General features: G+C 61.3%; 11 protein-coding genes and 1 riboswitch. Of the genes, 5 read left to right on the top strand and 6 right to left on the bottom strand.

Annotated features, from left to right (window positions below; all coding sequences use genetic code 11):
• Positions 1-64 precede the first annotated feature (64 nt).
• Positions 65-235, top strand: a riboswitch (yybP-ykoY riboswitch).
• Between the two features lie 23 nt (positions 236-258).
• Complete coding sequence (locus tag GTP58_RS11420) at positions 259-834, top strand: TMEM165/GDT1 family protein (RefSeq protein WP_161077594.1); 576 nt, start codon at positions 259-261, stop codon at positions 832-834.
• Here GTP58_RS11420 and GTP58_RS11425 read toward each other — a convergent pair.
• Together GTP58_RS11425 and GTP58_RS11430 are read right to left on the bottom strand one after the other, a co-directional pair.
• Positions 805-9459 (bottom strand): GH36-type glycosyl hydrolase domain-containing protein, encoded by an 8655-nt coding sequence (locus GTP58_RS11425; RefSeq protein ID WP_161078127.1) that lies wholly within the window; start codon positions 9457-9459, stop codon positions 805-807. The genes GTP58_RS11420 and GTP58_RS11425 overlap by 30 nt on opposite strands.
• Positions 9460-9637: 178 nt before the next feature.
• Entirely contained in the window at positions 9638-11728 is a 2091-nt protein-coding gene (locus GTP58_RS11430; protein ID WP_161077595.1) for an aminotransferase class V-fold PLP-dependent enzyme, read from the bottom strand.
• Between the two features lie 99 nt (positions 11729-11827).
• Between GTP58_RS11430 and GTP58_RS11435 the strand changes: the two genes are divergently transcribed.
• Together GTP58_RS11435 and GTP58_RS11440 are read left to right on the top strand one after the other, a co-directional pair.
• On the top strand, positions 11828-12304 hold the full coding sequence (locus GTP58_RS11435) for an Lrp/AsnC family transcriptional regulator (RefSeq protein WP_072789291.1): 477 nt from the start codon (positions 11828-11830) through the stop codon (positions 12302-12304).
• 49 nt (positions 12305-12353) lie between these two features.
• On the top strand, positions 12354-13526 hold the full coding sequence (locus GTP58_RS11440) for an HPP family protein (protein ID WP_161077596.1): 1173 nt from the start codon (positions 12354-12356) through the stop codon (positions 13524-13526).
• Between the two features lie 48 nt (positions 13527-13574).
• On the opposite strand, the gene GTP58_RS31370 is transcribed toward GTP58_RS11440, so the two are convergent.
• Positions 13575-14225 (bottom strand): PEP-CTERM sorting domain-containing protein, encoded by a 651-nt coding sequence (locus GTP58_RS31370; protein ID WP_229215543.1) that lies wholly within the window; start codon positions 14223-14225, stop codon positions 13575-13577.
• Positions 14226-14424: 199 nt separating this feature from the next.
• Between GTP58_RS31370 and GTP58_RS11450 the strand changes: the two genes are divergently transcribed.
• Complete coding sequence (locus GTP58_RS11450; RefSeq protein WP_161077597.1) at positions 14425-16233, top strand: DUF885 family protein; 1809 nt, start codon at positions 14425-14427, stop codon at positions 16231-16233.
• A gap of 32 nt (positions 16234-16265) precedes the next feature.
• Here the strand turns inward: GTP58_RS11450 and GTP58_RS11455 are convergent, their stop codons facing one another.
• On the bottom strand, positions 16266-16679 hold the full coding sequence (locus tag GTP58_RS11455) for a thioesterase family protein (protein ID WP_161077598.1): 414 nt from the start codon (positions 16677-16679) through the stop codon (positions 16266-16268).
• A 168-nt stretch (positions 16680-16847) separates the two neighbouring features.
• Between GTP58_RS11455 and GTP58_RS11460 the strand changes: the two genes are divergently transcribed.
• Complete coding sequence (locus GTP58_RS11460) at positions 16848-18218, top strand: sensor histidine kinase (protein WP_161077599.1); 1371 nt, start codon at positions 16848-16850, stop codon at positions 18216-18218.
• Here the strand turns inward: GTP58_RS11460 and GTP58_RS11465 are convergent.
• Both GTP58_RS11465 and rpoC read right to left on the bottom strand, forming a co-directional pair.
• Positions 18203-18817 carry an ArsR family transcriptional regulator gene (locus tag GTP58_RS11465; RefSeq protein ID WP_161077600.1) on the bottom strand — a complete coding sequence of 205 codons (615 nt, stop codon included), beginning with the start codon at positions 18815-18817 and terminating at the stop codon, positions 18203-18205. The two genes, GTP58_RS11460 and GTP58_RS11465, sit on opposite strands and share 16 nt — an antisense overlap.
• A gap of 113 nt (positions 18818-18930) precedes the next feature.
• The gene (gene rpoC / locus GTP58_RS11470) at positions 18931-23163 is read right to left on the bottom strand and encodes a DNA-directed RNA polymerase subunit beta' (RefSeq protein WP_161077601.1); all 4233 of its coding nucleotides are present in this window, start codon (positions 23161-23163) and stop codon (positions 18931-18933) included.
• Positions 23164-23185: the final 22 nt, after the last annotated feature.

Genomic DNA, 23185 nt, shown 5'->3' on the forward strand with positions numbered 1-23185 from the left:
CTTTCAATGTTGTCTGAGCGCGAAGCAGAATACCATAGCCATGTATCTGCCATGTGTTAAGATAACGCCCGTTAGTGGGGAGTAGTCGGCTTGCGCCTCCCCGGCGCAAGAACCTGTGTCAACATAATCGGTCCACAGACCGTGGTGCAGGTGGCTTTAAACAGCTTGACGAGACCATGATCGATGCGCGGCCATTGCAGGGCCGGAGCCGCGCTTTGATCATTGGTTAATCGTTCCGGCCCTCGTACTTCACATATCATGGAAGCTTTCCTCGTCTCTACCGGCATTGTCGCCCTCGCAGAAATCGGCGACAAAACCCAGCTACTCGCATTCGTACTCGCTGCCAGGTTCCGCCGTCCTTTGCCTATCGTTGTTGCGATTTTCGTCGCCACCATTGCCAACCATGCGTTTGCCGCCGCCATCGGAACCTGGATTACCAGTCTGATGGGACCGGACTTGCTGCGTTGGGTGCTGGGCGCGTCTTTCCTGGCGATGGCGGCATGGACGCTGGTGCCGGACAAGCTGGACGAAGACGAGGCGCAGTTGGCCAAATACGGCGTCTTCCTCACCACGCTGATCGCCTTCTTCCTCGCCGAAATGGGCGACAAGACGCAGGTGGCCACCGTGGCGCTGGCGGCGCGCTACCACAGCATGGTGGCCGTGGTCTGCGGCACCACGCTGGGCATGATGCTGGCCAACGTCCCGGCGGTTTATTTCGGCGACAAGATTGCCAATAAAGTCTCGCTCAAACTGGTGCACGGCATCGCCGCGGTGATCTTCGCGGCGCTGGGCGTGGCCACGCTGTTAGGCGCTGGCGCCAGTCTGGGCGTCTGACTTGCCGGCACGCGGCAGCAGCAGTTCCACCTGGTGGGTACTGCCGCTGTCGCGCAGCTCCACCAGTTGTTCGTGCTGCACCACGCCATCCACCGTCAGCTGCGGCGTGCTGCTGTCGCTGCCCTGCACCACACGGATTTCATACGTGGTGCTGGCGTAGCGGTAGCTCAGCGAGAAGCTGGTCCAGTCCTGCGGGATGCGCGGCTCCAGCTTGAGATGGGTCGCGGTGCGCGTGAGGCCCAGCAGCGACTCCAGTATCAGCCGGTACATCCAGCCGGAGGAGCCGGTGTACCAGCTCCAGCCGCCACGGCCCACATGCGGCGCCACTGCATAGACGTCGGCCGTCACCACATACGGTTCCACCTTGTAGGTCGCCGCACCTTGCGCGGTACTGCCATGCATGACCGGGTTAATCATGCGGGCCAGCTCCCATGCGCGGTCGGTGTCGCCCAGCTTGGCAAAGGCCATCGCAGTCCAGATGGCGGCATGCGTGTACTGGCCGCCGTTCTCGCGCACGCCCGGCACATAGCCCCGGATGTAGCCCGGATTCGGCCCCGCCTTATCGAACGGCGGATCGAGCAGCTGGATGATGCCGGAATCGCGCCGCACCAGCCGCTGATTGACCTGCTCCATGGCGCCGCGTACGCGCTGCGGATCGGCAGAACCGGACAGCACGCCCCAGCTTTGCGAGATCGAGTCGATCTGGCATTCCTCGTTGGTGTGCGAACCAAGCGGCGTGCCGTCGTCGAAGTAGGCGCGGCGATACCATTCGCCATCCCACGCATTCTGTTCGACGTTGGCGGCGATGCGGCGTGCCTGTTCGCGGCATTCGGCGGAGAACTCCGCGTCATTGCGCATGTCGGCCACTTCGGCAAAGCGCTTCAACACTTCACACAGGAAGAAGGCCAGCCACACGCTCTCCCCTTTGCCATGCTCGCCCACCTTGTCCATGCCGTCGTTCCAGTCGCAGGAACCGATCAGCGGCAGGCCGTGCTGGCCGAAGCGCAAGCCATTGCGGATGGCGCGCTGGCAGTGGTCGTATAGCGTGCCCCGTTCGCTGGAACGGGCCGGCATGTCGTAGTAGGAATCCTCCTCCGGCTTGACGGGACGCCCTTCCAGATAGGGTGCCGTTTCATCGAGGATGCTCATGTCGCCGGTGGTCGAGACGTAGCGCCATGCCCCCAGCGGCAGCCACAGGTAATCGTCCGAGCAGTGCGTACGCACGCCACGGTCCGATGGCGGATGCCACCAGTGCTGTACATCGCCCTCAAGGAACTGGTGCGCTGCGCACAGCATCAGCTGGTCGCGCAGCAGCTGCGGTTGCGTATGGATGGTGGCCATCGCATCCTGCAGCTGGTCACGGAAGCCGAACGCGCCGCCGGACTGGTAGTAGCCGCTGCGCGCCCAGATGCGGCAGGCGATGGTCTGGTACATCAGCCAGCCGTTGGCGATCACGTCCAGTTCGCGCTCGGGCGTTTTGATCTGCACCGTGCCCAGGGTTTTCTCCCAGTGGGCGTGGACGGCAGCCAGCGCTTCCTGCGCGGCTTCCGCCGTGCGGTGTTTCTGAACCAGGCTGCTGGCGTCCGCATTGCGGCGGCCACCGACACCCAGCACAAACACAATCTCGCGCTCCTGGCCAGGCAGCAGGTCAAACGGCGCCTGTATCGCTGCACAGGCATCCAGGCCGGCGCCGACCTTGCCCGACAGACGTGAACGGCGCAGTGCCGCCGGTGCGGCCAGCGTGCCGTTGCGGCCCATGAATTCGGTGCGGTCGGCGGTCACGGTGCGCAGCGAGGCGTCACAGTTGAAGAAGGCGACGCGGCCACTGAACTCGGTGTTGTAGGCGTTCTTGGCGAACAGCGCGCCGCTGACCGGATCGGCCTCGGTGATGATGTGCATGCCGGACTTGGATCGCATATCACCCAGCACCCACTCGACATAGCCAAACGCCGACAGGCGGCGCTGCACCAGCGAGTCGTTGCGCACCTTGATGACGGTGTACTTGATCGGCGCATCAACCGCGACAAACGTCGTCATCTCGCTATGGATGCCCGCTTCGGTATGTTCAAACACGCTGTAGCCAAAGCCATGGCGCGTGATGTAGATGCCATTGCCGCGCGCCGGCAGCGCAGTCGGCGACCAGAACTGGCCGCTCTGTTCATCGCGCAGGTAGAACGCTTCGCCACTGCCATCGCTGACCGGGTCGTTGTGCCATGGCGTGATGCGGTATTCATGGGCGTTCTCGTGCCAGGTGTAGGCCTGGCCGCTTTCCGAGATGACCGTGCCGAACTGCGGGTTGGCCAGCACATTGGACCACGGCGCCGGCGTGCGCTGCGCGGCGCTGGTGGTGATGACATATTCGCGGCCATCTTCCGTGAAGCCGCCGATGCCGTTTTCCAGCACCAGGCCACGTGCCGGATGCGTAACCGGGCCAGCATCGGCATACTCGCCACGGCTGTCCGCCATCAGCGGCGGCATACGCATGGCAGGCGGCGCCGGACGCTTGATCTGCTCGGCCAGCGTGCCGCGCGCATCGCTGATGATGACGCGCGCCACCGATTGCAGCAGGATGCGGTCTTCATTGGCGATCTGGTCGGCCAGGCGCACGAAGATGCCGCCCGGGCGGTCGATCGCCTGCGCGTCGATGCCGGAGGCGATCAGCCCCATGATCTGGTCATGCAGCGCCTGGCGGTAGCCCGACTGGTCTTCGTACCAGATCACCAGATCGACCACCAGCCCTTTCAGGCGCCAGTAGGCGTGCGCCTGCACCATCTGCCGCGCCAGTTCGATATTGGCCGGGTCCTTAATCTGCAGCAGCACGATCGGCAAGTCGCCGGAAATCGCATACGCCCACAGGCCGGACTGGCCGCGCTGGTTCTTGATGAGCGTCGAGGCATCGGCGCGCAGCGCGGCGTTCGGGTAGATCACCGAATTCGCCAGACGGCCATACAGCTGGCCATCGGCCTCGCTGGCGTTCAGCTGGCGCAGCACGACCTGGCTGTGGGTCCATGCCAGTTCAAACACGCGGTCGGCCAGATGACGGTCCTGGTACTTGTCGATCAGGTGCAGCGCCGTGTCGCGCTGCTCGGTCATGCCGGTGACAATGTCCACCGTCGCAAACTGGTCCGGCTGCAGCGTGATGGTGTAGCGGATCGCTACCACCGGATCGAGCACAGAGCCCTCGCCGCCGCTGAGCTGGCCATCGTTGAGCATGGCGCTCGGTGCGGCTGCGGTATTGCCACGGCCGATGAAGCGCGAGCGGTCGGTTTCAAACGATACGTTCTTGACCGGCGCATCGTGCACCTTCATGGAGTGCATCATCCAGGGCATCACTTCATTGGCGCCGCGCGGACGGCGCGTGCACAGGATGGCGTTTTCGTCGCGCAGAATTTCGGTCTGCACGAACAGCTTGCTGAACGCCGGGTGCGCATTGTCTGCAGCGGCAGGCGCCATCACCACTTCGGCAAAGCTGGTGACTTCGATCGTGCGCACGCGGTCGCTCTTGTTGGTGATACGGGTGCGGCGCAGTTCGATATCGTCTTCCGGCGACACCACGATTTCGGTGTACAGGTCGATATGGCGGTCGGAGCGGCGGAACTCGGCGCGGCCTTCGGAGAAGATCACCTCATACTTGCGTGGATCGACCAGCGTCGGCTGATACGTGGTGGACCAGAATTCACCGTCTTCCAGATCGCGCACGTAGCAGAAGTTACCCCAGTTGTCGCGCGTGCTGTCTTCACGCCAGCGCGTGACGGCAAGGTCCTTCCAGCGGCTGTAGCTGCCGCCGGAGTTGGTGACCATGACATGGTAGCGGCCATTTGACAGCAGCTGCGTTTCCGGCACCGGCGTCGAATGCTGGCTCAGTATCCGCATCGGCATCGACTGGTCCGGCGCCGTGGCGCGGATCGCCGCCATTTCGGTGGTGTTGGAGTAGAAGGCGCCAGCCTGCGGACTGCGCTCCTGCAGCACCAGCAGCGTCGATTGCAGCAGCGGGTCGGACTCAAAGCGGCGCTGCATCGGCCGGTCATGCAGCAGATAGCTCAGCGACAGCAAGCCCATACCCTGGTGGTGGACCATGAAGGAACGGATGATGGCGTGGCTCTGGCCACGCGGCAGGCGCGAAGCCGTGTAATCGACTGCCTCGTAGAAGCCATAGCGGCCCATGAAGCCCAGCTCCGCCATCTTCTGCAGGTTGGCGCACGAAGCTTCCGGCTGCACCATGAGCCCCATCATGCTGGCGTACGGCGCGATCACGAGATCGTCCGCGAGGCCGCGTTTCAGGCCCAGGCCCGGCACGCCGAACGCGCGGTACTGGTAATTCAGACTGGCGTCCACGGTGTTATAACCGGACTCGGAAATCCCCCACGGGACGCTGCGGCGCTTGCCGTAATCGATTTGTGCATCGATCACCGACTGGTAAGTCTGGTCCAGCAGCGTGCTTGGATAGTTGGGCATCACCAGCAGCGGCATCAGGTACTCGAACATCGAGCCGCTCCACGACAGCAGCACCGGCTTGCCGGCGACGATGCACAGCTGGCGGCCCAGCGCGAACCAGTGCTCCTGCGGCAGCTGGCCCTGGGCGATGGCGACAAAGCTGGCCAGGCGCACTTCCGATGCCAGCAGATCGTAGTAGCTGGCGTCGAGGCGGCGGTCGGTCACGTTGTAGCCGATCGCCAGCAGATTGGTGGTCGGGTTGTACAGGAAGCCATACTCCATCTGGGCGAAGGCGCCGCAGCGCTGTGCCAGGTCGGCCAGTGCCCGCATGCGTTCATGCGCAATGGTGCTGCCATGCTCGCACTGCTGCGCCAGTTGCTGCTGGCGTTCACGTTCGGCTGGCGCCAGGTCGGTGACCTGCGCATTGGCCGAGGTACGGGCCAGTGCCGCCAGTTCGCGTAGCGTCGGCATGCGCGTCATGCTGGTATCGAATACCACGTCAGTCGGCAGTGCCGCCCATGGCATCAGCGTGTTCAGTTCTTCCAGCGCGGCGTTGACCTGCTGTGCCAGCGACGGCGCCCACGTGGTATCGCCCTGGGTTTGTGCCTGCGGCAGGAAGTCCGTCACCGCTGCGGCCACGCGCGTCAGCCATGCATGCAGCTGTTGCAGGTTGCCGGTGTCCGGCGCGGGCGTCAGCGCGGCCAGTACCGGGCCGGCATCGCCCACGGTTTCATGCAGCACGTTGGCGGTGGCGGTGATGCCGTCCACGATCTGCGGGCCGATCACCGGTTCGTCATACAGGCCAGTGAGGCCGGACTGCAGGGTCAACAGATGGCCGCCCAGATTGCCGCTGTCCACCGTCGAAATGTAGATCGGATGCAGCGGCTTGAGCGTCTGGGTGTCGTACCAGTTGTAGAAGTGACCTTGATAACGCTCCAGCTGGTCCATGCTGTCCAGCGTGTTGACAGTGCGCGTCATCATCTGGCCAACCGTGATGTAGCCAAAGTCGGTCGCAGTCAGGTTGGCCAGCAAGGCCAAACCGATGTTCGTCGGCGAGGTGCGGTGCGCCACCACCTGCACCGGATGCTCCTGCATATTATCCGGCGGCAGCCAGTGGTCTTCAGGGCCGACAAACTGGTCGAAGTAAGCCCAGGTGCGGCGTGCCAGCTTGTGCAGGAAGCTATGCTGCTCCTGCGACAGCTGCGCGTGTTTGCGTTCGATCGGGCGGCTGATCCAGTCGGCCACCGCAGGCGCCACCAGCCACGCCAGCAAGAACAGCGCTGCCGGCGGCAGGCTCGCGGGACGCCAGCCCAGCAGCGCGCCGCCGACGAACAGCGCCAGCACCGGCGCTATCCACATGGTGCGCCAGGTGCTGGCGGTGCCCGCCGCCTGACGGGCCAGCGCGGAGGCACGCCATTCCAGCATGCGGCGATGTGAAAACAGCGTGCGCCACAAGCTGCGCAGAATCGCGTCCATGCTGAAGTAAGCTTCATACGGCAGGAATACCAGCATCAGCACCGCATGCGAGAACTGCATGCCGGAGCGGCGCAGCGAAGCGCGGATATGCTGGCTCCACAAGGTGTCGCGCGGACGGCGGCACAGATCGTAGACCATGCTGACCAACGGCATCAGGAAGATCACGGCCAGCACGGCGCCGGTCCAGATCCATGGGTCGGGCAGCCAGCGCCAGGCGGTAATCAGCGACAGCACCAGTGCCGGTGCGGTCAGGCTGCGGCGCAGGTTGTCGAACAGCTTCCAGCGCGACAGCAGCGACAGTGGATTTTTCTCGCGCGCGCCGCTGCGGCCTTGCACCCGGCCGGCGAGCCAGCCGATCAGCTGCCAGTCGCCGCGGATCCAGCGCTGGCGGCGCGTGACGTCTTCGCTGTAGCGCGCCGGATACTCTTCGTAGAGCTGGGCATCGCTGAGCAAGCCGGCGCGCAGGTAGCAGCCTTCCAGCAAGTCGTGGCTGAGGATTTTGTTCTCCGGCAGGCGGCCGCCGAGGACCTGTTCAAACACATCGACATCGTAGATGCCCTTGCCGATAAACGAGCCTTCATAGAACACGTCCTGATAGACGTCGGACACGGTGCGGGTGTAAGGATCGATACCAGGCTCGCCGCCGCACAGCTTTTCGTAGCACGAGGCGTTCTCGCTCGGCAGTGCGACCGCAACGCGTGGCTGCAATATGCCGTAGCCTTCGATCACGCGGCCGCGCGCCACGTCCACGCGTGGGCGGTTGAGTGGATGCTGCATGGTGGCGATGAACTGCGACGCAGCGTCGCGTGGCAGCTGGGTGTCGGTGTCCAGCGTGATGACGTAGCGGATGCTTTCCAGCTCACTGGTATCGCCTACCACGGCCGAGAATTTGTCGCGCGCGCCGCCACGCAGGTAGCGGTTCAGGTCTTCCAGCTTGCCGCGCTTGCGCTCATAGCCCATCCACACGCCTTCCTGCGGATTCCACAGGCGCGGGCGGTGCAGCAGCAGGAACGGCGTGTGTGGCTGGCCGTTGGCGTACTTGTGGTTCAGGTGCGTGGTGCAGCGTTTCAGATGCTCGACCAGGGCGTCGTCGGCCGGCATTTTTTCTGTGCGCGCATCGGCGAAATCGGTCAGCAGGCAAAACCGCAGGTTCGGATCGCGGTTGGCGAGAAAGCGGACTTCCATCTGCTCGAACAGGTCTTCGATATTTTCCTTGCTGTAGACCAGCGTGGGCACCACGACGATGGTACGCGCGTCGGCCGGTATGCCTTCCTTGAAGTCCATACGCGGCAGCGGTCTTGGCTTGGTCACCAGCGTCGCAACCCAGTTCACGAAGCTCAGTGCCATATGGCTGCTGCCCAGCAGCGCCAGCACGCCCAGCGCCAGCAGCACCACGCCCTGCACGCCGTGGTATGCGGCCCGCTCCAGCAGCAGTGCCGTGGAAACCAGCGCGATGGCTGCAATGGCGCCAAGGTAGGAGGTCAGTGGCGAAGCGCTGGTCGTGTGCTGCAGGGCTTCCAGCCAGGGGCGGCGCATGGCGGTCTGTTTTTCCAGCGCGGCCAGGCCGCTGCCGATCAGATAGAAGCCGACGTGGCCATGGCGCGCATCGCCGCTGCCGTGATGGTTCATGGCCAGCTGCAAGGCTTGCTGCGCCACTTCCACTTCGCTGAAGCGCGAGCGCTTGGCGATCTTCTCGATCGCATGGCGGTATTGGTCGCGCGTGGAAAATTCCATTTTGCCGTAGATGTCGGCCGGGTCCTGGCGCAGCGTTTGTTCCACCACGCTCATGGTCTCGACAAACTCCTGCCAGTCCATGGTGCCGAGGAAGCGCAAGCTGCCGATGCTGTTGGCCAGCGAGACCTGCTCTGCTGCCTGTTGCTGGATTTCGGCCTGGATCTGCTGTTCGATGGTCTGGCCAGATTCGGCGAGGCGGTGCGTGATCCAGGTCAGCGCCAGCGTCAGTGCCGGGCTTTGTCCCTGCAGGCGGCGCGCCAGTTCCGCCACGAAGCCGCTGGTGATGGGCGGATTGGAACGGGCCATGTCGGCCACCATTAAGATCAGGCCGCTGGGATTTTTCTCCGCGACTTCCGTCATCTGGTCGGCCCAGGTGTTGGCGAGATCGCGCTGGATGCGGTTTTCGGCCACGCGCGCGGCCACGCGGCGCAGGTTTTCGATCAGCGCCAGGCGCAGCATGATGGGGATGGCCCACAGCTCGCCCAGTTTCAGCGTCGCCACTTCCTGATAGGCGTCGACAAAGCGGCACAGCGATTCCGGATCAACCCGGCCATCGCCGTGCGAAATGATTTCCAGCGCGATTTTGTAGACGCGCGGGCAGCCATCCGGCGCGCCCTTGCCCAGGCGTGGCAATTCCTTGCTGTAGTTCTTCGGCAGGTGACGGCGAGCAATACGCACCTGCTCTTCGATGAGATAGAAGTTATCCAGCAGCCATTCGGAGGCGGGCGTTATCTGGCGCCCCGCCTTGACTGCCGCGGTCAGCTCATCGCAGGTGGAATCAATGACGGCGGCATTTTCCGCCAGCCGCGACAACAGGCGGTCGCGGCCACCTCGCTTGCTGAGTTCGTGATGCTTGGCCAGCGTCTTGCCGTGGGCCGCCATTTGCGCGGCGCTGAATAGCTCTGCACGTAACGGCAGGTCCTCATCATCGTCGTCGGACACCAGGGAGCCGGAGGGGGATTCGCGGAAGCCGAGTGCCATCTCGGGCAGCAGGGGATTGGACTTGTTCAACTTGGACCTCGCTTCAATTGGCGAATGGGAGTATGTGACAGAGAATCGTACGGTGGCGCACGGAATGGGACTGTGCGGTGACGTACATACGAGGTCAGCTGAAAAAAAGGGCCGCTTGCGCGGCCCTGTAAAGGAAGAAAATCGCTACTTACGCCGCTAGGGGCATGGTGCTGGCCAATGCCAGTCCGCCGTTCAGGCTGTAGGCTTGCCGATGTCCCAGGCGGCGCAGGCACTGGGCCGCTTTCATGCTGCGGTTACCACTGCGGCAGATGAAGACCAGCGGTGTCGGCTCATGGCGCAGCCATTCGCTTGCGTACTCGGCCAGGCGGCTCAGCGGTACGCTCTGGGCCACGCGGCCGGCAAACGCGGACGACATGGTGGCGGCAAATTCATAGGGTTCACGCACATCGACCAGGCGCGCATCCGGGTGTGCTTGCAGGAAGGCGTCCAGGGTTGCACTGGTGAGTTGCAGGTCGGCAGCTTGCATTGCCTCAGGCTCAGCACACATGCTGGTGCAGAACTGATTCTTTTCATCGCGCGTTGGGCACAGCAGCGTTTGTTCGACACTGACCGTGCGCAGGCTTTGCTGTGCCGGCCGCGCGCTAAAGGCAAAGCGCACTGCGGTTGCCGGTAAGTGGCTGTCCTGCGTGTCCCCCAGCAGATAGGCGCGCAGTTCATCGCCGGCGCCGCAAGGCACGCATGCCAGCACATGGGCGCCAAGCCGGATGGCGCCCACTGTGGCGCCATCTTCCAGCGTGACGGTGGTGGCGGTTTGCGGCCAGCCGTATTGGTCGGCGTCGGTGTTGCGGTTGAAGTGGCGGCCCAGCGCATCAATCAGCATGCCCCGCCCAGCGTTGGGCAGGGTGCTGACGATGGCTTGCACCTGATAGTTCTGGCAGCGCACATACGATTCAATGCGCGCGGTGTGGTCCGGCAGCGGATCGATGACGATGCAGCTGCGGCTGGCGGCGTCCAGCATCATCCAGCTGCATGCGCCTTCCACGCCCAGCTGCAACAGGCCGTCATGCGGCACGGCCGTGCGTTCCGACGGGATCAGACAGCTGGCGCGCAACGCGGCGCCGCAACGTTCGATCCGCGCGCAGGCGGCGGCAATCGTGGCTTCGTCAGCCAGCGGGCCGAACGACATGCGGATTGCGCCAGCGCTGCGCCACAGCGGCAAACCCATCGCATCCAGCACATAGCTAGGCGCAGCCTTGGACGAGGAACAGGCGCTGCCGGCGCTGACGCGCACTTCCGCCGCATCAAACACGTCCATGAGTTCGCGGCTCGACAAACCAGGCACCGAGAAATTCAGCGTGGTAGGCAGGGCTTTGTCGAACGGATTGTTGAACACGATGCCAGGCAAGGCGGCGCGCAGGCTGTCCGCCAGGCGCGCGCGGAAGCTGCACAGCTCGGCGGAGGTACGGAAGGTATCGCCGCGTTCCAGCGCGGCCAGCACGGCGCCCAGTGCGGCGATGCCCGCCATGTTCTCGGTGCCGGAGCGTTGGCCGCCCTCCTGGCCACCGCCCATGATGAGCGGCGTGAACGGCGTCCCGGCGCGCACATACAGCATGCCGATGCCTTTGGGCGCATACAGTTTATGGCCGGAGAACGGCGCGTAATCAATGCGGGTAGACGACAGATCCAGCTTGAGCTTGCCCAGGCCCTGGACGCAGTCCACCATCCAGTAGGCCTTGCTGTCGCTGGCGGCGAGCACCGCTTCAATGCCGCTCAGATCGCTGATGACGCCGGTTTCGTTGTTGGCGGCCATGGTGCACACCATGGCGGCATCGCCGGCGACATCGCGCAGCGCGTTCAGATTGTGGGTGCCGTCGGGATTGACGGGCAGCTTGTGCAGCGCCAGGTTCAGGCCCAGCAGACGATTCCAGTGCGCCAGACTTTCCGGCACGGCTTTGTGCTCGGTGGCGCCGTAGACCAGCAGGCTGCCGATGGCGGCGCCGGCGTCCTTGCGCTCGCGCAGCGCAACCAGCGCCGACAGCACGGAGGTCTGGATGCCTTCGGTGGCGCCGCTGTTGAACATCAGGCGGCCGCTGCCCACGTTCAGCAGGCGCGTAGCGCAGGCGCGCGCATCGTCGAGGATGACCTTGGCCTGGAGGCCGGTCGCGTGGGTGCTGCTGGGATTGCCGTAGCGCTGGCCCATGGCATCAGCGGCGGCGGCAATCGCGGCGGGAAGAACAACGCTGGTGGCGTTGCTATCGAGATAGATTTCGGTAGTCATCCACATAGCTTACGCACTGCAAGTGAAATAAACGTACCAAAATACTGCGCCAGGTCATAATATGTAGTGGTTTTATGCTCTTTTATGCCGATATTTAGAATGAATCAACTTGACCGCTATGATTACGCCATTCTGGATGCCTTGCAGCGGGATGGAACATTGTCTGTCGCTCAACTCAGCGAACAGATAGGCCTGTCCACCACGCCGTGCTGGAAACGGCTGCGGCGCCTCGAGGAGGAGGGTTATATCGAGAACCGCGTGGCCATCATCAACCGCCGCAAAGTGGGGCTGCCGGTGACGGTGTTTGTCAGCATCCGCGTCACCCAGCACGACGAAAAATGGTTTGCGCGCTTTGCCGACGCCGTGTCGGCCTTGCCCGAGGTGCAGGAATTTCACCGCATGAGTGGCGATATCGACTATCTGCTCAAGGTGGTGACCAGCGATATCGAGGGATATGACCGCTTTTACAAGAAGTTGATCAAATCCGTGCAACTCACGGGCGTGTCGTCAGCGTTCTCCATGGAGCAAATCAAGATCACGACCTCGTTGCCGCTGGGACTGGTCTCGCACCAGTAAAGTGCAATCGTGAGATAATGCTCCATTTTAAATACTTGATTTTCTGTCCATGCGCGCCTTCTTCGAAAGCTGGCTGCCCAGCCCCACCACTGCCAACCGCCGCGAACAATTCCGCGCTGCCTTCGGCGCCCTGTGCGGCATTCTGCTAACCGCCATCGTCAGTCAACTGCTGTTGCGCTCGACTCATGCGGCAGCCTTCCTGGTGGCGCCGATCGGCGCCTCTTCCGTCCTGCTGTTTGCCCTGCCGGCCAGTCCGCTGGCGCAACCCTGGTCTGTCATTGGCGGCAACGTCATCAGCGGCCTGGCCGGCGTCGCTTGCGTGCGCTGGTTCGGCGACAGCCTGCCGCTGCCCGTGCTGGCCGGACTGGCGTGCGGCTCGGCCATTGCGGCCATGTTCTTCATGCGCTGCCTGCATCCGCCCGGCGGCGCGGTGGCACTGACGACGGTGATCGGCGGCCCCGCCGTGCATGCGGCCGGGTTTGAGTTTGTGCTGCTGACGGTGCTGGCCGATTCCATCCTGCTGGTGCTGATGGCCATTACCTACAACAACCTGACGGGCCGCAGCTATCCGCATCAACAGCAGAACCCGCATGCGAATCCGCACGCGACCAAAGACGCCGTGCCCACGGTGCGGCTGGGCTTCAAGCCGGAAGACCTGGACGCCGTGCTGCAGCAGCACAACCAGGTGCTGGACATCAGCCGCGACGATCTCGAGTCCATCTTCATGCAGACCGAGCAGCGCGCCTACCAGCGCCGCTTCGGCATCATCCGCTGTGCGGACATCATGTCGCGCGACATCATCAGCGCCGAGTTCGGCACTCCGCTGGAGGATGCGTGGTCGGAGATGCGCGCACATCGCGTGGCGGCCCTGCCGGTGCTGAACCGTGCGCGCCGCATCATCGGCATCGTGACCCAGACCGATTTCTTGGAGCACGGCGGTCTCGACGACTACCGCAGCATCCGCCAGCAACTGCAAGGCTTCCTGCGCAAAAGCGGCGTCACCCACACGGAAAAAGCGGAAGTGGTTGGCCAGATCATGACCCACCATCCGACCACCGCACAGGTGGATACGCCGATTGTGGACCTGGTGCCACTTATGGCCGACTCCGGTTTCCACCACATTCCCATCGTCGACGAAGAGCAGCGATTTGTCGGCATCGTCACGCAATCCGATCTGGTGGCGGCACTATACGAAAGCCGCTTCGCCGAAGCGGCAACATAAAAAAAGGCCGCGCACGGGGCGCAGCCAATGGCGTGGCACTACTTGCTATTATTCTTTGCGGCGCCGGGCCGCCACACCCGTGAGGGCAAGGCCGGCCAACAGCATGGCGTAAGTCGATGGTTCCGGCACGGCTGCGGTCAGGCCGCCAACCGTCGCCCCATAGTAATACTCGCCATTAGGCGTGATGAAGCTGATGTCGGTGTAAGTGCCCTGGAATTTCAGCAGGCCATTGCCTTCCAGCCCCGTGACCGTCATGCCACTCTGGGTCAGCGAACCGCCGCCCCAGTGCCCGGTGCCTTGGGCCAGGATGCTGAAACTGCCGTTCTGGAACTGGAAGCTGACCGGCAAGCCGCCCTGCCCCACGCTGAACATCACCAGGTAAGGATCGACCACCGGCGCGCTGAAGTGGAAATGATTGACCGTCTGCGCTCCGCCCACCATCAGGATGGTGCCATTGCTGCCTGGCGTATTGGTCACCTCCGCATTGGTGAACGACGACGGGACATCGTAGATATAGGCGCTGGGGTCCATGCCGATATTGTCACCCGTGTAGGTGACGGTGATGGTTTGCGCGCCATAAGCGAAGCTGCCGGTGCTGGCGTTATCCCATGCAGTCCAACTGACCGTCGGTGCCACCGCGAAGGCTTGTAACGGCGCAATCAAGGCCAGCGCCAGACCTGCTTTCTGAATGCCATTCATCTCTGTTCCCCTTATGGTTATTGGTGCTGCTGACTTTTATCTTACTCCTGGCGCCGTATCCTATCGACAAATAAAATGGCCAATTGGAATTTAAAATTTCCACAGAAAAACAATGTGTCGGCAGATACAAATTTTGTTCCTCGCTTGCCCGTCGATGGCTTATGCTATTGGCCAACTTTGTTACAGCCAGGAAGATGACATGACGTATTGCCGCAACATCCTCGCCCCCCTCGCCGCTGCAATTGCGCTGGCGTTCTCGCCAGCCGCCATGGCCGCGGTTGACAACGCAGCACCTGCGCCGCAAGTCAGCGCCGCCCCTGCCCACAAGGCACTGTTGACGCTGGCCGACCAGTACTACGACGCGACCGCGCGCTTTGAACCCGTGAGCGCGACTGAAAACGGCGACAACCGCTTCGACGATCAACTGGGCCTGAGCATTGCCCCCGCCAAGCGTGCGGCGCAATTCAAGCTCTACCGTCAATACGCGCAGCGCCTGCAAGCCATCAAGCGCGAGCAGCTGGACGACAAGGACCGCATCAATTACGACATCCTGCAATACGAGCTGCACGGCCTGATCGCCATGGAGCGCTTCCCTGAACACCTGCTGCCGATCAGCCAGATGGACAGCATGCCTGTGACATTGGCCAACTATGCGGGCGGCGAAGGCTCGCAGCCGCTCGGCACCGTCAAGGAATACGAAGCCTACCTGAGCCGTATCTCGCAACTGCCGGCATGGATAGACCAGGCCATCGCCAATATGCGCGTCGGCATGAAGAAGGGTGTGACCCAGCCGCAAGCCATCATGATTTCAGCGCTGCCGCAATTCAAGCAACTGGTGAGCGCAACGCCGGAAGCGAATATTTACTACACGCCCATCACCAAGCTGCCGGCCGCCTTCTCCGACGCCGACAAGCAACGCCTTAGCGCCGCTTACCGCAAGACCGTCAACGACAAACTCATGCCGGCGCTGGCGCGCCTGGCCAACTTCCTGGAAAAAGAGTATGTACCGGCCTGCCGCACCACCACCGGTCTTGGCGCAGTGCCGGATGGCGCCACCTGGTATCAGGCACGTGTCGCCAACGCCACGACAACCACGCTCAAACCCGAGGAAATTCACGCTATCGGCCTGAAAGAAGTCGCGCGTATCCAGTCGCAGTTTGAAGTCTTGGGACCGAAGCTGGGCTACACCGGGCCGGCCGCAGGATTGCCCGTGTGGGTAGCGGCGCAAGCCAAGTTCTATCCGTTCAAGACGGAAGACGAAGTCCAGGCCGTTTATCACAAGCTCAACGACGTGCTGGATACCAAGCTGCCGCAGATGTTCACCCTGCTGCCGAAAGCCAAGCTGGACCTGCGCCTGGAACCTGAGCTGAGCCGCGCCACCGCCTCCGACCATTACACCTCGCCTGCGGCCGACGGCTCGCGTCCTGGCGTGTTCTGGTCGGTGGTCAACGATCCAAGCAAGTACGGCAGTACCGGCATGACCACGCTGTTCCTGCACGAAGGCAAACCGGGCCACCACTTCCATCTGGCGCTGATGCAGGAACTGGGCTTGCCCAATTTTCGCAAATTTGGCGGCAACAATGCCTTCATCGAAGGCTGGGCGCTGTACGCGGAAACGCTGGGCAAGGAAATGGGCCTGTTTGACGATCCGGCCCAGTACTTCGGCCACCTGAACGATGAAATGCTGCGCGCCGTGCGCCTGGTAGTGGATACCGGCATGCACGCCAAGGGCTGGACCCGCGAGCAGAGCATCCAGTACATGAAAGACACGCTGGGCTACGACAACGCCGCCAAGACCGAGACCGAGCGCTACATGGCATGGCCAGGCCAGGCGCTGGGCTACAAGGTGGGTTCGCTGAAGATTCAGGAACTGCGCGCGCGTGCCCAACAGGCCCTCGGCGACAAGTTCAGCCTGCCAGCCTTCCACGCTGTCGTGCTGGGCGACGGCACGGTGCCATTGGCGCTGCTGGAAGAAAAGGTCGATCGCTGGATCGCTGCGCAAAAGTAAGCTGTAAAGCGGGCCTGAACGGCCCGCTTTTTTTACTTCACATACCGCTGGATCAGCGCAGTCACCGCCGCAGGCAAGGCCTTGATCTTGCGTTCATGGCTCGCAAAGACTATCTGCTGGCGCCCCACGGACACTGGCTTCCCATCGGCATAAAAGCGGAACTCCAGCCAGAATGAACACTTCTTGACGTCATATGCATTCAACTCGCAAGAAATCTCTTGAAACGGAAAGGTTTCCTGCAAGTAGCTTTGTTCGGCGTGCTTGGTGATGAACACGCCCTCCTTCTGCAGCATATCGCGCGAAATGCACTCGTAGAACCATTTTTCGCGGCAGATGCCCTGCCATTCAAAATAACGCGCAAAGTAGGTGTTGCCGTAGGCATTCGAGTCCTTGAGGTAGGCGGTCAGCGAGTGCGTAAAGGTTTGAGCGATAACTTGCATCAGCATGAGATTTCTCCTTGAGTGGATGGCAGCCCGACGGCCGGGCGCATCCACTACAAGGGCGAACGGATGGGGCTTGTTTGATCTGCCGCAAAAGCCCGCGCAATTTGCAAGCAAGCGCCTTCACCACGCGCAATACTGATCCATACTGTCAACTTGTCATGGATTCAGCGTATGCATTCCCTCCTGCCAGCTGTGGTTTCCATGCTTTTCCTGTGCTACGGCGCCTACGTGCTGCACTCGCGCGGCGTCAGCCGTATCAGCCTGACCTTCTTCCTGCTATGCGTCGCCACGTTTTGCTGGCAATTCACCTGGGCCATCCTGTTTCAGATGCAGCAGGCGGCCGAGGCGGTGTCACTCGCCAAGCTGGGCTATTTGCTGATCCTGTTCCTGCCCACCACGCTATACCATTTCATTACCGAGCTGACGAGCCAGCACAGCGAGCGGCGCTGGGTAGCGCTGTCGTATGGCTTTGCCGGATTGCTGGGCGTGCTGCTGCTGACCAGCGACTGGCTGATTGCCGGCGTCTACGATTATTTCTTCGGTTATTACCCCAAGGCCGGGCCGCTACATCCGCTGCACCTGCTGCAGACCATGCTGGTGGTTGGACGCGGCCTCTGGCTGCTGTACCGGCGCCAGCGGCTGGCGGTGTCCACCGAGAAAACCCGGCTACGCTATTGCCTGGTCAGCCTGCTGATCTACTTCTTTGCCTCGGTCGACTACCTGTGCAACTACGGCGTGTCGTTCTACCCGCCAGGCGTGCTGTTTGTCGCCACCAGCCTGGGCCTGATTGCCCAGGCCATGGTGCGCCACAACCTGCTGGCTGATCCGCTGGAAGTGGCCGCCACCATCGCCCACGAAATGCGTACGCCGCTGGCCACCATCCGCAACCAGTCGCGCGTGCTATCGCGCTGCATGCCGGAATTGCTGGCCGGCTACCAAAGTGCGCTGGCGCATGGCCTGATTGCCCCCCGGATGTCGGCGCCCAAGCTGCAATACCTGGCCGGGCTCGGGCAGTACATCGAAACGGAAATCAGCCGCTCCAGCTTCATCGTCGACATGATGCTGGCCTCGGCCCGCGCCGGTTCGCTCAATCGTAGTGATTTTGCCAACCATTCCGTCATGAAATGTGTCGATGAAGCGTTGGCCAGCTACCCGTTCGAAAGCGCCATGCGCAACAAGGTCAAAGTGCGGCGCAGCGAAGATTTCACGTTCTTTGGTTCGGACGTGCTGCTGGTCTACGTGCTGTACAACCTGTTCAAGAATGCGCTGCACGCGATCAAATCCGCAGGGCGGGGCGAACTGGAGATTATGCTGGCGGACCGCCAGTTATTGGTAACGGATACCGGCTCGGGTATTCCCGATGACGTATTACCGCATGTATTTGAACCGTTTTACAGCACCGGCGGTACGGGCATGGGATTACCATTTTGCCAGAAAGTACTGACGGCTTTTGGCGGTAATATTCAATGTGAATCGCAGGCGGGAAGATATACGCGCTTTTGTTTATCTTTTCCACGCCGCATGAATTATCCGACCAATTGAGTTAAATCTTCGCCGCTGACTTTTTCCAAATCCGTTTCATCGCCTAAAACATATATTTTCTGGCCGCGTAAAACTTCCAGAATAAATGGCTGCTGTTCGCGTAGCCGGCGTTTAAAATCGGGAATTGAATACAGGTTGGGATTGATTTTACGGCGCAATAATCGCTCGGCGACCGGCAGGCGCGATAATAATTCGCCGTAACTCGTATTATCGCCAATCAGCAGCAATTCAATGGCGGTATCCATGCCCTCCTGTTCCTTGGCGGTGGCGCCATACACAAACGCCACATTGAGCACATGCTGCAGCGGCGCCAATGCCGAGTTGAGCACGCTGACCAGGCCGAAGGTTTTCTTCACCAGCCCGCTCAATTCACCAAACACGATGCAGTCCTTGTTCGGTTTGAAGCGGCGCACATTGCCGATCCTTTCCGACACAATCACGCCCGACTCATGCAGCCGCTTGAGCTCGCGCTGCGCCGATGCGCTGCCCAGGCCCGTCAGGCGCATGATCTCATTCAAGTGGAATCCTTGATTGACACGTACAAACAGCAAGCCCAGCAGTTTTTGCTGGGCGGGAGTGAAGAGGGCTTGAGCAATCATGACTAAATCTTAGCATGAGCACACCACTTTCTGGCATGAATAAAGAGTGACGCCACAGGACAGACGAAAAAAAACGGCACCCGAAGGTGCCGTTCTGTGTGCTGCGCTGAAGCTTACGCTTCGCCGTCGTGCGGTGCCACCGTTTCGGTTGCTTCCACATCGGCGCCAGCCATGGCTGCCTTCTCGGCGGCCAGCAGGGCTTGACGCTCTTCGACTTCCCACTGCTCTTTCTCTTTGCGAGCGCGGTGGAAGGCCAGACCGGTACCGCCTGGGATCAGACGACCGACGATCACGTTTTCTTTCAGACCACGCAGACCATCGCGTTTGCCCATGATGGCGGCTTCGGTCAGAACGCGGGTGGTTTCCTGGAACGATGCAGCCGAAATGAACGAGTCAGTCGACAGCGACGCTTTGGTAATACCCAGCAGAACGTTTTCGTAAGTAGCAGGGATCTTATTCTCTGCATTTACACGATCATTTTCATCCAGCAGTTCCGAACGTTCCACTTGCTCACCAACGATGTAGTTGGTATCGCCAGCATTAACGATCTGAACACGGCGCAGCATCTGACGCACAATCACTTCAATGTGCTTGTCATTAATCTTCACGCCTTGCAGACGATAAACGTCCTGCACTTCGTCAACGATATAACGGGCCAGTGCTTCAATACCCAGCAGGCGCAGAATATCTTGTGGATCGGCTGGGCCGTCAACAATCATCTCACCTTTATTCACCACCTGGCCGTCGTGGACCAGCACTTGTTTATCCTTGGTAATCAGGAACTCGTGCTTATTACCGTCCATGTCGGTAATTTCCAGACGCTGTTTACCTTTGGTTTCTTTACCGAAGGCGACCGTACCAGTGACTTCCGCCAGCATGCCGGCATCTTTCGGCGAACGCGCTTCAAACAGCTCGGCAACACGTGGCAGACCACCGGTAATGTCACGGGTTTTCTGCGATTCGGTTGGGATACGTGCCAGCACTTCACCGACCGATACCGCCTGGCCGTCTTTCACCATGATCAGCGCGCCAACCTGGAAGCCGATCGCTACGGCGTGTTCGGTGCCGGCAATCTTGACTTCGTTGCCATCTTCGTTGAGCAGCTTGACCTGTGGACGCAGGGTCTTGGTCAGCGAACCACGACGCTTCGCATCGATCACCACCAGCGTTGCCAGGCCGGTCACTTCGTCGACCTGACGGGCCACGGTGACGCCTTCTTCGACGTTCTCGAAGCGCACGGTACCGGCGTACTCGGTAATGATCGGACGGGTCAGCGGGTCCCAGGTTGCCAGGGCGGTGCCAGCTTTAACAGTCAGGCCATCCTTGACGATCAGGGTCGCGCCGTACGGCACTTTGTGGCGCTCGCGCTCACGGCCGTGGTCGTCGGTGATCAGTACTTCGCCCGAACGGGAAATGACGATTTGCGCGCCCTTGCCGTTGGTCACATAACGCATGGTCGAGGTGAAGCGGATGGTGCCGTTCGACTTGGCTTCCACCGACGACGCCACTGCTGCACGCGATGCCGCACCACCGATGTGGAAGGTACGCATGGTCAGCTGGGTACCCGGCTCACCGATCGACTGCGCTGCCACCACACCGACAGCTTCGCCGGCGTTGACCAGCAGACCACGGCCCAGATCGCGGCCATAGCAGCTGGCGCACAGACCAAAGCGGGTGTCGCAGGTCAGCGGAGTACGGACTTTGACTTCGTCGATACCCACGCGTTCGATCTCTTCCACCATGTCTTCGTCCAGCAGGGTGCCGGCCGCATACAGGGTTTCCTGGGTCTCAGGGTTGACGATGTCGGTACCTGCCACGCGGCCCAGAATACGGTCGCGCAGGGCTTCGATCACTTCACCGCCCTCAACCATCGCCTTCATCACGGTACCGTTGCTGGTGCCGCAATCGTCTTCGATCACCACCAGATCCTGGGTCACGTCCACCAGACGACGGGTCAGGTAACCCGAGTTCGCGGTTTTCAGTGCCGTATCCGCCAGACCTTTACGCGCGCCGTGGGTCGAGATGAAGTACTGCAACACGTTCAGACCTTCGCGGAAGTTCGCGGTAATCGGCGTTTCAATAATCGAACCGTCCGGTTTCGCCATCAGACCACGCATACCCGCCAGCTGGCGAATCTGTGCGGCCGAACCACGTGCGCCCGAGTCAGCCATCATGTAAATCGCGTTGAACGATTCCTGGGTCGACTTGGTGCCGTCACGCTTGATGACGTCTTCCACTTTCAGCTGGTCCATCATGGCCTTGCCGACTTCGTCGGAAGTCTTGCCCCAGATGTCGACCACTTTATTGTAACGCTCGCCTGCGGTCACCAGACCCGACGCGTACTGCTGCTCGATCTGTTTGACTTCCGACTCTGCAGTCGAAATCAGGGTGACTTTTTGTGGCGGTACCAGCATGTCGTCCACGCAGATCGAAATACCGGCGCGGGTTGCCAGGCGGAAGCCCGACTGCATCAGCTGGTCAGCAAACACGACCGTCGCGCGCAGACCGCATTTACGGAACGAGGTGTTGATCAGCTTGGAAATTTCTTTCTTTTTCAGCGCGCGGTTCAGCACCGAGAAAGGCAGACCTTTCGGCAGGATTTCCGACAGGATGGCACGGCCGACCGTGGTTTCGTAACGGGTCACGGTACGCACGAATTCGCCGGTCGTCAGATCTTTTGGATTCTCAACGATACGTACGGTAATCCGGGTGGTCAGTTCCACTTCCTTGTTGTCGTAGGCACGGATGACTTCCGACACGTCAGGGAACAGCATGCCTTCGTTTTTCGCATTGATCGCTTCGCGGGTCGCGTAGTACAGACCCAGCACGATATCCTGCGAAGGAACGATCGATGGTTCGCCGTTCGATGGGAACAGGATGTTGTTCGAGGCCAGCATCAGCGTACGGGCTTCCATCTGTGCTTCGATCGACAGCGGAACGTGCACTGCCATCTGGTCACCGTCGAAGTCAGCATTGAATGCCGCGCAGACCAGTGGGTGCAGCTGGATCGCCTTGCCTTCAATCAGGACCGGCTCGAACGCCTGGATGCCCAGACGGTGCAGGGTTGGTGCACGGTTCAGCATGATCGGGTGTTCGCGGATCACGTCTTCCAGGATGTCCCAGACCACTGGCTCTTGAATCTCAACCAGTTTCTTGGCAGCCTTGATGGTCGTCGCCAGACCCATCAGTTCCAGCTTGTTGAAGATGAAGGGCTTGAACAGTTCCAGCGCCATCAGCTTCGGCAGACCGCACTGGTGCAGTTTCAGCTGTGGACCCACCACGATCACCGAACGGCCCGAGTAGTCGACGCGCTTACCCAGCAAGTTCTGACGGAAGCGGCCGCCCTTACCTTTGATCATCTCTGCCAGCGATTTCAGCGGACGCTTGTTGGCGCCGGTCATCGCTTTGCCGCGACGGCCGTTGTCCAGCAGCGAATCGACTGCTTCTTGCAGCATGCGCTTTTCGTTGCGCGTGATGATCTCTGGAGCACGCAGCTCCATCAGGCGTTTCAGACGGTTGTTACGGTTGATGACGCGGCGATACAGGTCATTCAGGTCCGAGGTCGCGAAACGGCCGCCGTCCAGTGGCACCAGTGGACGCAGTTCCGGTGGCAGCACCGGCAGCACTTCCATGATCATCCACTCAGGCTTGATGCCCGAACGCTGGAACGCTTCCAGCACTTTCAGACGCTTGGCGTATTTCTTGATCTTGGCTTCGGATTTCGATTCCTTGAGTTCCACGCGCAGGGTCTCGGCATCGCGGTGGATGTCGATCGAGCGCAGCAGTTCACGGATACCTTCCGCGCCCATGAAGGCGGTGAAGTCGTCGCCGTACTCTTCGTACTTGGCGGCGTAGTCGTCTTCCGACATGATCTGGCACTTTTTCAGCGGGGTCATGCCAGGATCGGTCACGACATACGCTTCAAAGTACAGCACGCGTTCGATATCGCGCAGGGTCATGTCCAGCACCATGCCCAGACGCGACGGCAGCGATTTCAGGAACCAGATGTGGGCGGTTGGCGAAGCCAGTTCGATGTGGCCCATGCGCTCACGGCGCACCTTGGCCAGCGTGACTTCCACGCCGCATTTTTCGCAGATGACGCCGCGGTGTTTCAGGCGTTTGTACTTGCCGCACAGGCACTCGTAGTCTTTGATCGGGCCAAAGATCTTGGCGCAGAACAGACCATCGCGCTCAGGCTTGAAGGTACGGTAGTTGATGGTTTCCGGCTTTTTAACTTCGCCGTAGGACCACGAACGGATTTTTTCAGGCGAAGCCAGACCAATTTTGATCGCGTCAAAGGTCTCGTTCGTCTGTACTTGCTTGAATAGATCGAGCAGTGCTTTCATGTATCACTCCAGGTAGTGATGA

The sequence above is a fragment of the Duganella sp. CY15W genome (assembly GCF_009857555.1).
Taxonomy (GTDB): Bacteria; Pseudomonadota; Gammaproteobacteria; order Burkholderiales; family Burkholderiaceae_D; genus Rugamonas; species Rugamonas sacchari.